General features: G+C 60.4%; 15 protein-coding genes and 1 pseudogene. 7 read left to right on the forward strand and 9 right to left on the reverse strand.

Features of this window, described 5'->3' with window-relative positions:
- Nucleotides 1-335: 335 nt before the first annotated feature.
- The 4 genes from AWB77_RS21450 to AWB77_RS21465 all read right to left on the reverse strand — a co-directional run bounded on the left by AWB77_RS21450 (nucleotide 336) and on the right by AWB77_RS21465 (nucleotide 3040).
- Nucleotides 336-692: an ElaB/YgaM/YqjD family protein gene (locus AWB77_RS21450; protein ID WP_082852718.1), complete on the reverse strand. Its 357-nt coding sequence runs from the start codon at nucleotides 690-692 to the stop codon at nucleotides 336-338.
- Nucleotides 693-868: 176 nt separating this feature from the next.
- Nucleotides 869-1735: a YsnF/AvaK domain-containing protein gene (locus tag AWB77_RS21455; RefSeq protein ID WP_061136455.1), complete on the reverse strand. Its 867-nt coding sequence runs from the start codon at nucleotides 1733-1735 to the stop codon at nucleotides 869-871.
- An 82-nt stretch (nucleotides 1736-1817) separates the two neighbouring features.
- Nucleotides 1818-2264, reverse strand: coding sequence for a YsnF/AvaK domain-containing protein (locus AWB77_RS21460; RefSeq protein ID WP_061136456.1), 447 nt, complete (start codon nucleotides 2262-2264; stop codon nucleotides 1818-1820).
- Between the two features lie 59 nt (nucleotides 2265-2323).
- Complete coding sequence (locus tag AWB77_RS21465; protein ID WP_061136574.1) at nucleotides 2324-3040, reverse strand: YrzE family protein; 717 nt, start codon at nucleotides 3038-3040, stop codon at nucleotides 2324-2326.
- Nucleotides 3041-4312: 1272 nt separating this feature from the next.
- Here AWB77_RS21465 and AWB77_RS21470 point away from each other — a divergent pair.
- Together AWB77_RS21470 and AWB77_RS35935 are read left to right on the forward strand one after the other, a co-directional pair.
- The gene (locus AWB77_RS21470) at nucleotides 4313-4537 is read left to right on the forward strand and encodes a hypothetical protein (protein WP_061136457.1); all 225 of its coding nucleotides are present in this window, start codon (nucleotides 4313-4315) and stop codon (nucleotides 4535-4537) included.
- A gap of 316 nt (nucleotides 4538-4853) precedes the next feature.
- Complete coding sequence (locus AWB77_RS35935) at nucleotides 4854-5117, forward strand: hypothetical protein (RefSeq protein ID WP_157694860.1); 264 nt, start codon at nucleotides 4854-4856, stop codon at nucleotides 5115-5117.
- 349 nt (nucleotides 5118-5466) lie between these two features.
- On the opposite strand, the gene AWB77_RS36980 is transcribed toward AWB77_RS35935, so the two are convergent.
- Both AWB77_RS36980 and AWB77_RS36985 read right to left on the reverse strand, forming a co-directional pair.
- Nucleotides 5467-5997, reverse strand: coding sequence for a sensor histidine kinase (locus tag AWB77_RS36980; RefSeq protein WP_244158600.1), 531 nt, complete (start codon nucleotides 5995-5997; stop codon nucleotides 5467-5469).
- A complete protein-coding gene (locus AWB77_RS36985) occupies nucleotides 5994-6560 on the reverse strand; it encodes an RsbRD N-terminal domain-containing protein (protein WP_244158601.1) in 567 nt (188 codons plus the stop codon). Before AWB77_RS36985 ends, AWB77_RS36980 begins: the two co-directional genes overlap by 4 nt.
- Before the next feature lie 353 nt (nucleotides 6561-6913).
- Between AWB77_RS36985 and AWB77_RS37485 the strand changes: the two genes are divergently transcribed.
- Nucleotides 6914-7117, forward strand: a complete 204-nt coding sequence (locus AWB77_RS37485; RefSeq protein ID WP_374728708.1) for a PleD family two-component system response regulator — start codon at nucleotides 6914-6916, stop codon at nucleotides 7115-7117.
- Between the two features lie 370 nt (nucleotides 7118-7487).
- On the opposite strand, the pseudogene AWB77_RS36990 reads toward AWB77_RS37485, so the two are convergent.
- Both AWB77_RS36990 and AWB77_RS21490 read right to left on the reverse strand, forming a co-directional pair.
- Nucleotides 7488-7712 (reverse strand): annotated as a pseudogene (locus AWB77_RS36990) (IS110 family transposase); the annotation flags it as partial.
- A gap of 517 nt (nucleotides 7713-8229) precedes the next feature.
- Nucleotides 8230-8811, reverse strand: coding sequence for a hemerythrin domain-containing protein (locus AWB77_RS21490; RefSeq protein WP_279616190.1), 582 nt, complete (start codon nucleotides 8809-8811; stop codon nucleotides 8230-8232).
- A 289-nt stretch (nucleotides 8812-9100) separates the two neighbouring features.
- On the opposite strand from AWB77_RS21490, the gene AWB77_RS34580 reads away from it, so the two are divergent.
- The 4 genes from AWB77_RS34580 to AWB77_RS21505 all read left to right on the forward strand — a co-directional run bounded on the left by AWB77_RS34580 (nucleotide 9101) and on the right by AWB77_RS21505 (nucleotide 12973).
- The gene (locus tag AWB77_RS34580; RefSeq protein ID WP_074168923.1) at nucleotides 9101-9361 is read left to right on the forward strand and encodes a DUF2934 domain-containing protein; all 261 of its coding nucleotides are present in this window, start codon (nucleotides 9101-9103) and stop codon (nucleotides 9359-9361) included.
- 470 nt (nucleotides 9362-9831) lie between these two features.
- The gene (locus AWB77_RS21495; protein ID WP_061136460.1) at nucleotides 9832-10149 is read left to right on the forward strand and encodes a hypothetical protein; all 318 of its coding nucleotides are present in this window, start codon (nucleotides 9832-9834) and stop codon (nucleotides 10147-10149) included.
- Between the two features lie 348 nt (nucleotides 10150-10497).
- The gene (locus tag AWB77_RS21500; RefSeq protein ID WP_061136461.1) at nucleotides 10498-11667 is read left to right on the forward strand and encodes a zinc-dependent alcohol dehydrogenase; all 1170 of its coding nucleotides are present in this window, start codon (nucleotides 10498-10500) and stop codon (nucleotides 11665-11667) included.
- A 454-nt stretch (nucleotides 11668-12121) separates the two neighbouring features.
- Nucleotides 12122-12973 carry a formate/nitrite transporter family protein gene (locus tag AWB77_RS21505; protein WP_061136462.1) on the forward strand — a complete coding sequence of 284 codons (852 nt, stop codon included), beginning with the start codon at nucleotides 12122-12124 and terminating at the stop codon, nucleotides 12971-12973.
- A gap of 57 nt (nucleotides 12974-13030) precedes the next feature.
- On the opposite strand, the gene AWB77_RS21510 is transcribed toward AWB77_RS21505, so the two are convergent.
- A complete protein-coding gene (locus AWB77_RS21510; protein WP_244158608.1) occupies nucleotides 13031-14251 on the reverse strand; it encodes a cytochrome c in 1221 nt (406 codons plus the stop codon).
- Between the last annotated feature and the right edge of the window lie 20 nt (nucleotides 14252-14271).

Here is a 14271-nt window from a genome sequence, read left to right on the forward strand (position 1 = left end):
TTCCTGGTGAATCGTGTGGACACGCGCTGAGGCGCGGCATGAGGGCGAGGCAGACGCAAAGGGCTGGGCGAGAGCAAGACGCTGACCTGACGTGAGACAGTACCGCCGTCAACGTGACCCGAAACCTATTTCACGTTCAACCTCGCTTGAACCTGCTTGTCGCCGCTTGCGCGCCCGCGTGATCAGCAGGCACGGCCCCTGACATGGACAAGCCGCCCACCCAGTGACTGACAGGCGCGCGGCGCTTCCTCGAGTTGGCGCGTTAGCTGGACTGGTTCGTCGACTCGGGCTAGAGATCGACGGGCGCGTCGCGTCCTGCGTAAGTTCGCATATAGCTAACGCGACACGAGCATGCCAACAATTAAGCCCCCTAATCCAGCCATGACGATTGCCTTCCAGGGATTGTCATGCACGAAATCATCTGTCGTGTCGCTCGCAGCCCTGTAGTTTTTTACTACGACGCTCTTCATATCAGCGAGCTTTTCTTTTGCGGTTGCCCGTGCCTCACCACCGGACGATTTAGCGTCCCACGACTGGGATGCTTCCCGGAAATCGCCATCGCCGACGGTTGCGGACGATGCAGTATCTGCCTCAGAGGCGCCGTGATTCGCGCTGGTCGGAAATTCATAGGTCTTGTCGGCCTTCTCCGTGACGAGCGAATTGACCGGTTCAAGACCGTCGGTGTTTGCCATGACTTCCTCCAAAAGGGTGTTCGGGCATTGAGCCACCCAGTCGTGTTGTGGCATCAATCCGTGAAGTGAACTCTATTGCTGCAATCGCGATCAGGCAGCGTGAGCACCGTGCAGATGAAATGCAAAATTAAAGGGGACTGGCAGATGTTGCGCGATTTGTCCCCACTGCCTTGGTTTCAAAGAGGCGGCTTTTTGACGGGTTGGACAGCCGCACTCTCGTCTGTTCCAGCCGTCCTTTCGACGTCCACTTCGGTGCCGCGTACCGTATCGTTGACGGTCTCGGTTCGGGTAGATGCTTCCTTGCCGACCACCACCTCTTCGACGACGCGCGCGGTCTTGGCGATCACCGGCTCTTCAGCCGTTTCGCGAATCTCGACGGAGCCTTCCTTGAGATCGGCCGCTGTCGCCGGGCGGTCCACGGCTCGGCGCTCAATGGTCGCGCGTTCTTCGCGCAGATTGACGGATTCGCTGACCGGCGTTTCCGTCACGCGCGAATAAACGCGAACGCCGCCCGTCTGCACCTCGCGCTTGCCGACCTCCAGCGTTTCCTGGACGACGGGGAAGGCTTGGCGTTCCGCCGCTACCTCATCGGCAGTGTAGGCGGGTGCGTTACGGTCATAGGCCTTATAGCCAGTATTGCGCCACTGTGCGACACGCGAGTCGATGTCAACGGCGCCTTCGGCATACAGTGCGTCCCGGACGCGTTCCACAGACGTCTCATCGGCGACGTCGACCGAAAGTAACGCACCCCCGCGTCGAACCGCTTCATGATAGTGCCCAATCTCTTCAGGCTCATCGCTGCCGCCGAACAACCTTTTGAAGAAGTGTTCAATGCCGCTGACGGGTCCATCGTGAACGCGGTCTTCACCCGTGTCACTGGTCACGGACCGTGCCGTCGGATCACCACTCATTGTCTGGGCGTCGCCAGTGGTCGAGCTGTGGACCTCCATGTCCGCTCGAGCGATGCCTTCTGACTCCAAGCGACTTTGAGCGCGCTCGGCATCCGTGAACGAGTCAAACACACCGATAATTGTCTGTACCATTTCAGCTTCTCCAGAATTTAGTTGGATGGTCAAAGGACCTTATACAACCACGAGTGAACGTTTCGTTTATTGGATCGTTGCATCAGTTGGCGCCCGGGTCTTTCTTCCACGGACCGTCAGGGCCTTCGCGACGCTCGACGACAAGCTCCTCCGAATGGGTCGGCACGCGATGGATCACGTCTTCTTGCATCTCGGTCGTCTTGACGTGCACCTCTTCCTTCAAAGTGAGTTGCATGCGTACCACCGGGACGTACTCGTAGATCGGGATGATGAGCGTGTCGCCTTCGCGCCGCGGCTCGTCGCGCTCCTCCACAGGCCGGTTCACTGGGATGCGCTGAACGTCGACCTGCTGAGTCCGTAGGCGCATCGAGACAGGCTGCAGGTCTTCATGGACGACTTTGCGCACCCGCACCGCGCCCGTTTCTACCGTTGCGACTCCGACCGCGATCTCTTCCTTGACCGCCGACACACGCACTGCGTCATACGAATCAGGCGCTGGTGTCGCACCGGAAGTCTCTTCGTCACGCATGGGTTCCTCCTCATCAACACGGCGGCCGGACTAGCGCTGGCTGTCGGAAAGCCGCTCACTCAGAGACGACCGCCTCCTGGCACGGAGCGGCTGCGCACCGGCGGCGTATCGGCGCCAGTTGACGTACCACCGCTTTCTTCAAAGGGCGGCTGATGGCGAAAGCCGGCGCCACCCGAGACGATGGCGATGATGGCCCCCACAATGAGTGCGGCAAAGGAGAACCAGCTCGCGCGCGCGACGCCCCGTGCCGCGGCATCCGCCGTTTCACGCGCCGTCTGTTCGGCCTGCGGACTTGAAGCGGCCGACGCCGCCGATGCGACTGCAGCTTGTACTTGCTGCTTGGCGGTATCCACGATCGACGGGGTCGTACCGGATTGATTTGCGGCGGTCGCGCTGACCTGGGCGGTCGTCGCTGCGACGCTACCCGCCGTGCTCATCGCTCCGGTGATCAGGGAGGTCATGCCGTACACGACGAATAGCGTCATCACCGCCCAAGACAATAGACCATGAAGCCATCCGAGCACCGGTGCACAGCGGCCTGCGTAGTACGAGCCGACAAAGACCGCCAGTACGGTGGTGACGATGACCCAAACCCCCGACCCGAAGCCGAACCCGTGCAACGGATCGGGTTTCGTCATCGGCGACAGCAGCGACGCGCCAATGGCCGTACCGAGCACGCTCATGATCAAATAGACGATCATCGATAGAATGACGCCGGCGATAATTGAGCCCCAGGACAGACGCGGCAGACCATCTCGAGTGGTTAGAAGTTTCATGGCAGTCATCCAGGTAGTGAACGAACGTAAGAAGCCAGCACCAGCAGCGGCCTTTCATCAAGCGCAAGCGTTGTGCCTATCAAGGCGATCTAATTTAATGGCTTCCGCGGCGATTGGAGGAGCGCCAGCTACGCGAATGCAACGCATACGAATGGCGCTTGGCTCTTGAATGGGAATCGTGTCGAATCGACGCGCGAATAATTTTGCGCTGCGTATGAAGCCATCATCGCGCAGCGTTGTGGGTCCGACATGACTATGCTGAATTGCGAAGATTAGCAAGAATCCATTGGCGAAGACGGGAGGGCAATGGAGCGTATTGAGGCTGGAAGGTCCTGCGCCCGCTGTTCGACAAACGCTTCACTCAAGGCCGGATCTCTGGGTCGCTGGCGTTTGTCGCATTCCTCGCCGCCTTCTGGCTGAACTTGTGGTTGAGGTGAAAAAGACGCTGTGAACCTCGCTGTGGTGGACGTCTCAAGGGGACCGGCCAGTAGATGTCGTTCGGCACGTTTGTCCTGACGCTGGGTCACATCGGGCACGCGCGTGCTATGCGACCACGCCTCTGAGTACCGGAGAATGGGACCTTAGGTCTGCCGGAAACCTAAGGATGACCCGTGTGGTCGTGCGCGACGTCGCGGCACGCGGCGAACGGCCGCTAGCCAAGGCAAGTCACGGGCGAGCGCCGGCCGCGCTTGAATGGGACAGCGCATCGGCACGGGCAGGTTCGTTCTGATTGCCGCCATTTCGGACAAAAACATTTCATCCGCACAAAGAGAGCCAAGAATGCCTTCTTCTTAATCGCGTTCTCTTGTGATAAGCATTCGGGAGGGCGGATGGAAATCCACCCTGCCAATTTTCGGCACGGCGGGTGCTGGGTTAAAGGCACCCGACATGACGAAGGCATCCGACATGGCTGGCTTCTCGCTGTAAAGCGGGGGCCATGATGAAATCGTACTTAGCTTGCTTGAACGATCCGATAAGCGGCGGGGGTCCCTTTTTACGGCCGGCACCGGCTACCTGCACGGCAGTCGACAGTCAGCAGTTACTGCGAAGAGTAGCGAACGGCGTCACCGCAATGGAACGCGCGCTTGGATTCTTCGAGTTCGTAGCAATACGGGCCGCTGGCGACCCAAGGTGGCGTAGTACTCGAACGGACGCTTGATGGGTTACTGCGGAGGTTCTTATTTCAAGCGCACTTCAAGAAGTGCACTTGAAGGGTAACGCGCTTCCCTGGCGGGCTGCCATGACGCTGATTAACAACGAAGAGACAGAATCATGATTCTCTACCACAACGGGGCCGCAATTCTTGCTTCGGCTCTGCGAGAGGGCGTCGCCTATGTGGCGCGCGCCAGAATACTCGAAGAAGACGGCGAATCTACGTCTCTCGGGACGCTTGGCATGTTCGCAAGCAAACGGGCGGCGATGGATTTCGCGGTGCGTACGGCGACCGCGTTTGTCGATGGCGAGCCTTTGCCAAAACCGCCGTTCGAAACACAGTGATTCGGTGACGCGTGACAACGTCGCCGCGACGCCCTTAAAGGCCAGCGTCGTACGAGCGATCGACACGCATAACTGCGTCCACCGGAAAGAATATCGCGAGTTTCAAACGCTTAGCGCGAGTGACTTGGTTGCATCTCGCGATGGGGCTAGCGCCGAGGCGCGAACGGCGAGGTTCGAATTGAGGGAAGGTGTTTTGGATATTTCCTCGTACGAAAGTGAGTCGCGGAAGATGTCATTCGCGGAAAGAGCCCAGCTTCTCTGCTGGCGCACCTGTGGACTCTTGCTCAATCGCTATAAATCTGGGGAGTGGCCAAGCTTGGCCTATCGTATCCGGGCGGTGCACCGGTGGCTCGATGCGCATGATCGGTGGGCCGACTGGAAAGAAAGGGCAAAGCTGGCGCTCTGTGCCACGGAACTCGCTGAGCGAAACGTCTCTCTGCTGCAAACAGGCGCCGGCCGATGGGAAATGGACGTCATTGTTGCGTATGGTGCCATCGACTACAACCGGCCGGGTTTGCGCAACTTATACATTCAATGCGAAGCGGCAGTCGTCCCCAAGGCGTGGCCCGCAGCGGGCTGAGCCGGTCTAGACTCCATTGCCCGGAATGAAAGTGCCGCCCCCTCGACGCCTTCTGGAAACTGGACTGGTGTTGGGGAGGCTGATGCCGCTCCATAAGAAGGTGCTCAGATCGCGGCATGCGGTGTCGTGTTGTCGTGTTTCTTGGAGTAGATCTCGACTGGCGTACATTTGACTTTGCGTCGGTCGCACGGCGTGCCGAGATCCGTAGAGTATTTGCGCGCCGATAGTTTGGCGGGCTGTTCCGCGTGTCTTCGACGAGCTCTGGGTTGATTTCATTTCGCCCGCCGGGCTGCGGGGAGGCGAAATGCAGGCCATGATTCAAGAAGCAAGAAGCCTCCCGCGGGCAAGACTAGTCGCGGCGGCGGACCTGGCGAGGGATGCACACCGTGAACGTCGTTATGGCCTCCGCTGATTCGACCGCTATCATGCCGTCGTGGGCGTGCGCGATGCACCGGCATATATACAGGCCCAAGCCCATGCCGGCCGCTGTTCCGCGGGGCGAGGGCGACGGATTGACCCGCGTCAGCGGGTCAAACAGCGTCGGTAGGGCATGTCGGGGTATCCCATTGCCTTCGTTCGAAACCGCAACGGTCACCTGTTCACCGTCCCCGCGCGCCTCGACCCGTATCGATCCAGCGCCGTGTTGCACGGCGTTTATCAACAGGTTGACGACCATCTCGGCGATACGGATACCGTCCCACTGGCCGGCAAGATCGCCCGCAAGGCCTACGTCAATGCGAGCGTCCGGGTATGCAGCGCGGACTTCTTCGGCCGCGTCGCGGCAAATTCGCCCCATATCTTGAGGCGCGAGCTCGATCGGCAACGCGTTGCCGAGCCGGGTCCGGGTGAAGACGAGAAGATCGTCGATCATGCGCTTCATACGTGCGGCGCTGCCTCGCAGATTCGCCACCGACCTCGCTCCACGCGAGGATAGAGAATTGTCGCGAAGGAGGACCTCCGACGAATTGATTGCACGCCAGCAAACAGATCCCTGGTGCGTTCCGTCTGTTGCGCGTACTGCCGGACTGATCCCGCAAGTGCCTGATCAATGGCTTCGTTGAAACGGATCATCTCCTGAAACGACGCGGCACCGCGCGGCGCGGTGCGCTCCCAGCGACGTAGGACACTGGCCCGCAGCGCCCGGAATTCCGCGACGACATCATTGATGTCAAAGCCATTGGCGAGCCGATCGTCGGCGTGCTGACGGGCAATCTGATCGAACCCGCATTCCCGCGCGTCTTCGTTGTGCGACTTGGCTTCCTGCTGCCCGGAACTTTGTACTTCACGCATATCAACCGCAATAGCGCACAGGAGGTCGCGGGCCGAATTCCGCAGTTCGCTTTCGGTAAGGCCGGTTCCGTGCCCGCTAATCTGGGCGGCATAGGCAGTCCAATCGGCAATCAGTTCCTCGAGCTTTTGCTCAATGAAATCAGACAGGCCCATCGATCCTCACCTCGCTCTTGGGGTGGACGGCCGCCGCATTTGATTCATCCGACAAGCGCGCCACAAGGAATAGCCGTTGCTGACGGTTCTGAACCCGGTCACTCACGTTGACACTCTATGTCGCTCTTGTCCACAACCGCCCGCTGGACCTCGCGCACCCTGATCGAGCCAGAAGCGGGTCGCAGGCGGCGGCTGCTTGTGGTCGACGATTTCCAGCCCGTGGCCGAGGCGACGACCGCGTTGCTTTCGATGTCCGGTTATGACGCGCGATTCGTCGTTGACGGGGCTGCAGCGTTTCGGCTCATTATCGCGTGGGTGCCCGACTCCGTGTGCTCGACATTAATATGCCGGGGATGGACGGGTATGCGGTCGCACGCCAGCTGAGGCAGGACGCGCGTTTGCAGCATGTCGTCATCATCGCTTTCACCTCACAAGAGGAGTCCGCCACCCGCCTCCCCGGGATCGAGGCTGGCTTTGATGCATATTGCCGCAAAGACGCTACGTCTGACCAGCTGTTGCGGCTGCTCGCGCTAATCGCGGGGGAGACAGGAACCTGAGAATAGTCCACTTTCCGATCTGACGGACCCAACCAGTCGGTCATGTTGCTTACGATGGTGGGGAACGCTCATTGTCAGCTAGAACCAGAAGCATAAACATCAAGGCGCTCGCGGTCGCACGCCAACGAAAATGTATGGTCAGCCTGGTCCTTGCAACCTCGATCTGTGAGATAAAAGGGATTGCGCAAATGTATCCAGGCTCGAAATGGGCACGAGTCAGAGCGCCCGGCTCTCGACGAGAAGCCGCACCCAACTGTCCTCAAAAAGGCCTCAGTCTGCAGGACTGGATTTTATCTCAGGTTTTCAGTTGGGCCGTGAGCCGTTTTTCTTCATCACAGGTCAGTGGTCGCAAAAGCAGGCTGGAAAGTTGTCAAGCGATAGCCGGTTGCGCCCGGTACTCCCCACCCTCGGCCAGAATCGCCCAAACGATTCTGGCCATTTTGTTGGCGAGTGCGCAGGCGACGACATTGCTGTGACGGCGTCGCAGCAGCGCTTGTAGCCAGCGCCCGAGCGCATCTGTTCTCTGCTCGGCGTAACGCATCACAGCACGCGCTCCTTGCCCCAGCGGGCTGTTGCCGCGCTTGCATATCCCTAGGTTATCATGGCGAACGCTACGCTACGCTACGCTTATCGGCATCGACTTGGGCAAGCACTGTTTCTTCGTGCAGGCGCAGGGCGCACCCGGCGCGCAGGGTGCGGGCCAACCCTCTCTACCCGATGATTTTCGGGGTAACGAAGGGGTGGCGGTCGAGTTCGGTTCGTTGCCGTGAATTAACGATGTCAGAGTGGCGCGAGATCGTTCAGAAGCTGCAGGTCGCGCGCCAAGTGAGTGTGCAATACCTTCGGCGCTCGCGAAGCTGATTCGTCTGCATGATGCCCCCGCTTCCCTACATCGCATTAGCGCGGCTGCGCGTCGCTGACCGACCTCGGATGCGAGGATTGAGGCGCGGCGCACTCACCAGTGTCCAGATCAAGCGACAAAAAGCCCGCCGGTTGCGCGGGCTCTAATTCCTAGCGGGTCATTCGCCGATCGCTCGCGAGGCGCCGCCGATGTTCGACGGTGGCGGATTTAGCTTCTTCTCGTTTCGTCGAACCACTGCCCTCGGTGTGGTTTAGCCTCGATCTTCGCGCGTTCTCCTGTACACGAACCGCCGACTGCGGCGCGTGGAAGCAGGGCGCAGGCAGTGCGCCAGAAAAAAGGCACCCAGCGACACCATTGCGAACGAGGCGGCTGGAAAGGTCGCGACCGTGTTCACCGCGATCGCGGCTGGGCGCCTCTGTGCGACGAGCTGCAGCCTGCGCGTGCTCATGCGCTGACCCAGCTGCGAGAGCTGGGACGCAAGCGCGCGTTCAGCGCTCGGCAGCAGCAGTGTCTCTTCGTCGGCAACATGGTGAATCACTTCGCGCATGAGGTGCATGAAACGTGCGTCGTAAGCAGCGTCGTTAGGGCGCATCGCTCGTAGTCGAGCGATGTCCTCGCGCATCTTGTCGTGGTCGGATTTGCTCGTGGCAAGGGTGTCGTCGGTCGGCAGCGCAGCCCTGAGCGCCGGGTAGAAGATCTCTTCTTCAAGTTGCGCATGAATTTCCAGCGCCGTACAGATAAGTTCGACGATAGCGTGCTTTCTCCACCACGGCGTGCTGCGGCGGTAACGATGAAAAGCCGCCATCACGTGCGTGTGATCCATTCGAATCATCGTGGTGACGGAAAGCGGGGACAATTGAAGATCCACGGTGGCTCCTTGGCGGTTGGCGCTTCATCAATGGCTGCCCCTGGTAAGCGGGCGGGCTGCCTTTTTCGTCGCGCTTGTTGCAGAACGCTGTTCAGGTGGGGCAGCAGAATGCATACCCATGACCGCACAAGCGGCCCCCCTTAGCGAACGTCGGCTCTGCTTGGCGGTACACGAGTTGCTCATCACGACTGCCTGCTCGTCGACCTGCGACGCAGCGATCGCAAGCACCGCGGTGCGCTACGGGAGCTAAGAAATGCATGAGTATCAGGCGCAGGAACGGGTTCGTCGGCGCGCCTCCGAAATCTGGGAACGACAGGGTAGTCCAGAAGGCCTCGCCGAGGCGTTGTCGAAGCAGGCAAAGGCCTCGCTCGACTTTAGAAGCGTCCCCAAGAGCGCCCGCCCAGGCGTTGGCAAACGGCACCTCGGGTTGGGGTCCCTTGCCGTGCGAAGTGAGCGGTCGATGCGGGCCCGCTGCAGGCGGCCGCGCCACGCCGCCTGTGCGGCGTGTTATTAGCAAGCCAATGTCGTGCGCGTCAGGCGGCGGCGATGGGTTGCAGGCGCTCTGGGGCGGCTCACTTAACTTCGTGCGCTGTGACGGATCGTAAATTTCTCGAACCCTGCGCATCGAGTAGCAGGCATGCGCACTCAACTGCGACGCCCCATTGACCCAGCAGTACGATGAATTTGCTCAGCGTCGCATCGCGGACAACAACGGCGAGGTAAAGTCCTCGCGTCACCCACGCGCGGCCGTGCAGCTTGCCGAGGCATCTAGTGGGCACTCCTTGGCAGGCTGCCGCGCGTGCCGATCGGCCGGCGCACCGGCTTGAGGCTCGACGACGCGCCAGCCGCCGCGTTCGCCGCGCCCCGGAACGCCAATTGGCTCCGGTCCGGCGCATCCGTGCGCGTGTTCACCCAAGCGCCGAGGTTCGAACGGACGCGCCGGGGTACGCCTTTTGCATCACTCGTGTGCCCGCAACTCGGACGATGACCAAAATGAAGGCCACAATAATCGCGCACGAATCCCCTCCGACAGACGCGTCGGTGGAGATTCATCGATTCAAATTTCTGCTCGACGACGGTACTGCTCCTCCACTCGCCGAGACGATATCGCTGCGCACAGCACGGGTCATTGTCGAAAACTTGGAGGACGGCAATGCCTTCATCAAGATGCTCCAAGCGATTGTGAAGGCACCGTCGGCCGAGTACGACGACTTGGTCGGTCGGATCTTCCCCGATCATTACACACCTTCTCCCGACGGTGGAGACCCGACGCAGCGATGCGACGGCGCGTCTCCGCCTTAACAGTATGCTGCCGGTTCGGGACGTGTCCGCTTGAATCCGAATGGGCATTCCGCCGAAACTTTGTTTGCATAAAAACTTTCCACATCGGTGAGACGGTCAACGTCTATGCCGTGCCGTGTTGGCGCCCCTGGTTTCCAGCTCGGGTCGCCGTCTTGCCGACAGAGGCGACGCTCACGCCCTGAGGCATGGAGCGACGAGAAGAGCGGCCCCTCGCAAAGCGCGAAAACGCGCGCCGCGTTGGCCCTCGCCTATCGTACTGAGCGCTGCGGAACAGCAATTGCGCGAGTGGGATGGCAAAGGGCATTTGTACGCCTTCCGTTACTGTCAATCTATCCCGCTGGAGATGATATGCGTGCACTTCGCTGGCATGGAAAACACGACATCCGTTGCGACACGGTTCCCGATCCCGAAATCGAAGAAGGGCGCGATGCCATCGTCAAGGTTTCGTCTTGTGCGATATGCGGCTCGGATCTGCACCTGTTTGACGGCTTCATGCCGACCATGAAAAGCGGTGACATCTTGGGCCACGAGTTTATGGGCGAAGTCGTGGAGGTGGGCCGTGAGAATAAGGCGCTTAAAGTCGGCGACCGTGTGGTCGTGCCGTTCACTATTTTCTGCGGCGACTGCGATCAGTGCAAACGCGGCAATTTTTCGGTTTGTGAGCGCAGCAACCGTAATAAAGAGGAGGCCGACAAAATGTTTGGCCACGCGACCGCTGGTCTGTTCGGCTATTCGCATTTGACGGGCGGCTACGCAGGCGGCCAAGCTGAGTTTGTGCGTGTTCCATTTGCCGATACTACGCATGTGAAGGTGCCGGCGGGTCTTACTGACGAGCAGGTGCTCTTCCTCGGGGACATCTTGCCGACCGGTTGGCAAGCCGCGGTGAACTGTGAAATCGTCCCGACGGATACGGTTGCGATCTGGGGCGCTGGCCCGGTCGGCCAGATGGCAATTCGCAGCGCTGTCCTGCTGGGGGCCAAGCAGGTGGTCGTGATCGATCGCGTGCCTGAGCGCTTGGCGATGGCCCGGCAGGGCGGCGCTATCACGATCAATTTTGACGAAGAGAGTGTGCTTGAACGGCTTGCAGAGCTGACGGACGGAAAGGGCCCGGAGAAATGCATTGACGCGGTGGGAATGGAGTCACATGCGACGCGGTCCTTTGACGCAATGTACGACCGTGTGAAGCAGGCCGTCATGCTCGAGTCCGACCGACCGCACGTGTTGCGGGAAATGATTTATGTCTGTCGTCCAGCAGGCATCTTATCGGTCCCGGGTGTGTACGGTGGATTGATCGACAAGCTACCCTTTGGGGCATCGATGAACAAAGGTTTGACGTGGAAGATGGGACAAACGCACGTCAACCGGTGGACCGATGACCTACTGCAACGCATTCAAGAAGGTCAGATCGACCCGTCTTTCGTAATCACGCATACCGTGGCGCTTGAACAGGGCCCCGGAATGTACAAGACGTTCCGCGACAAGGAAGACGGCTGTATCAAAGTCGTGCTGAAACCATGACGCCTCGACCGAGTCACCCCGAGCAAAGTCGGGATAGCCGCTCGAACGAGTGGTCGTCCTGCAAAGCGTCATTTATCTCGGCGAACGCTTGATGCTGTTGCAAGGACGCGAACCCGGACGACCGCCCTCGTTCGGGAATTGCAATACTCAATCGAGGCAGGCCATGTGGCGGAACAGGCGGAGTTTAAGGCGGAAGAAAGTGACGGAATAGAAGTGAGTGCCCTGCTGCTCACGCGTCGAAAACGGCGGAATTAGTCAAGGTCCATTGTCTAAGCTTGACGAGCCGGTCAATAGACCAAAGCGCCCCTCGTTCGCCTACACGATGCCGCGGCTCAGTGGAACCGCTGTGGAACACCTGATGCGTTCGTCACCGGGGCAACTATCGAGGCACAAATCGTTGTACACCGCGGGTCCGTATGTCCATCGCGCGCAAAGTGCTTTTTCGGGAAACAGCATGTCCGATCAAACCGCAGGTGCTGGATCGCCGCACCTTGACAGCAGCGAGCGCGAGCAGGCGGCCGACCATGCCACACCGCATCCGCTTGTCATCCATGAAATCGTTCGCGAAGAGGGCGAGGCCGCGATGGAGCGCAGCGGCACTGCGCTCATGTGGTCAGCCCTTGCGGCGGGGTTGTCAATGGGATTCTCTTTTCTCGTCCAGGCGATCCTGGAAGGGGCTCTGCCTGATACCGGCTGGCGACATCTGATTTCGAGCCTGGGCTACACCATCGGGTTCGTATTTGTGATTCTCGGCCGTCAGCAACTCTTCACCGAAAGCACGTTGACCGCCGTGCTCCCTGTCCTGACGCGTCGCAACTTCACCACGCTCGGTAAGACGCTTCGGTTGTGGGGGATCGTGCTTGTTTTTAACCTTGTGGGCACGACGATTTTTGCCGCGCTTTTGCAGTTCAAGCACGTGTTTGGCCCCGAGGTGACAACGGCGCTCGCGGAGGTTGCACGTGCGCCGTTCAGCGCGCCGTTCGGCGTCACCCTGGTGCGGGCTGTGTTTGCAGGCTGGTTGATTGCGCTCATGGTCTGGCTATTGCCGACTGCCCGTTCGGCTCGTCTCGCGACCATTCTGCTCGTTACCTACACGGTTGGCGTCAGCAAGCTCACGCACGTGATCGCGAGTTCGGCCGAGGCCGCCTATGCGGTGATGATCGGCGCCGTCGGGGTGGGCGATTACTTCAGCGTGTTTTTGTTGCCGACCCTCATCGGCAATATGCTGGGCGGAATCTCGATGGTGGCAATCATCAACCATGCAGCGATTGCGCCAGAGATCGACGACACGCGGCGCGAGGAGTGAGCTGAGGCTGTGCGCGTTTCAAAATAGCCGTTTCGCTGCCTCTGTCATCGATCCGAGTCACTTATGTATGGAGCTGCGCAGCGAACCCACGTCATTCGCGGTCACAGGGCGTGCATCGTTGCCCCAGGACGCGCGAATATAGGTGAGCACCTGCGCGATTTGCACATCGGTAAGCCGGTCAGCGAACGGCGGCATCGGCTGGCGCGCGGGGCCGTGAATAGTCGCCGGGCTGTTGCCGCCTTCCACGACCAGTCGAATCAGCGAGGTCGTGTCTTCGCTGATCACCGACGGATTACCTGCCAGCGCAGGAAACGCATTCGCCACGCCGTGTCCGTCGTCACGATGACATTGCGCGCAAAAGCCCGCATACACTGCTGCGCCTTGCGCGGGCGGAACATCGGGCGCGCGTGTCTTGAGGCGCCCGGGCTGCGCGAGTGCTGGATCAAAGGTGCCGTCCGCGGCACCCGTCGCGGGCAGGCTCTTGAGGTAGACGGCGATCGCGCGCACGTCGTCATCGCTTAGATACTGCAGACTGTCCTCCACCGTCTGCACCATGCTGCCGTAGGCGACCAGGCCCGCGCCGTGACCCGTCTTGAGGAATGCGGCGATGTCGTTGGGCGCGATGCGCCCGAGCCCCGAGCCGGCATCTGCGCGCAAATTCGGTGCGAACCAGTTGTCATTGATGCCGCCGGCCAGGAATCTCGTCGACGCTTCGTCGTAACCCTGTTCCTGATAGCCCATCCCGCGCGGCGTGTGACACGCGCCGCAATGTCCGAGCGACTGCACGAGATACGCACCGCGATTCCACGCCGCATCGCGGGTCGGTTGCGGTGCGAACTGCGCCTTCGGCGCGAAGATCATGCGCCACAGCCGCAACGCCCAACGCTGGTTGAACGGAAACGGCACCTTGGTGGGCGGAGGGCGGTATTTAACGGGCGGTACGCCGTGCATCATGTAGGCGTAAAGCGCGTGCATGTCCTCGTCATTCATCTTCACGAACGACGCATAGGGCATCGCCGGATACAAGCCTTTGCCGCCCGGGGCCACGCCCTCGCGCAGCGCCCGTGCGAAATCCGCATAGCTGTAGTTACCGATGCCGGTCTCCGTGTCCGGCGTAATGTTGCTGCTGATGATCGTGCCGAACGGCGAAGCCAGGCCCAGGCCGCCGGCATACGGCGCACCGTTAAGCGGGGCGGTGTGGCAGCCCGCGCAGTCCGCTGCCTTGGAGACATATTCGCCACGCGCGAGCAACCCCGGAGAAGGCGCCTCCTCCGCCATGACGAAGCGGCAGGGTGACA

Source organism: Caballeronia fortuita (genome assembly GCF_001544835.2).
Classification (GTDB): Bacteria; Pseudomonadota; Gammaproteobacteria; order Burkholderiales; family Burkholderiaceae; genus Caballeronia; species Caballeronia fortuita.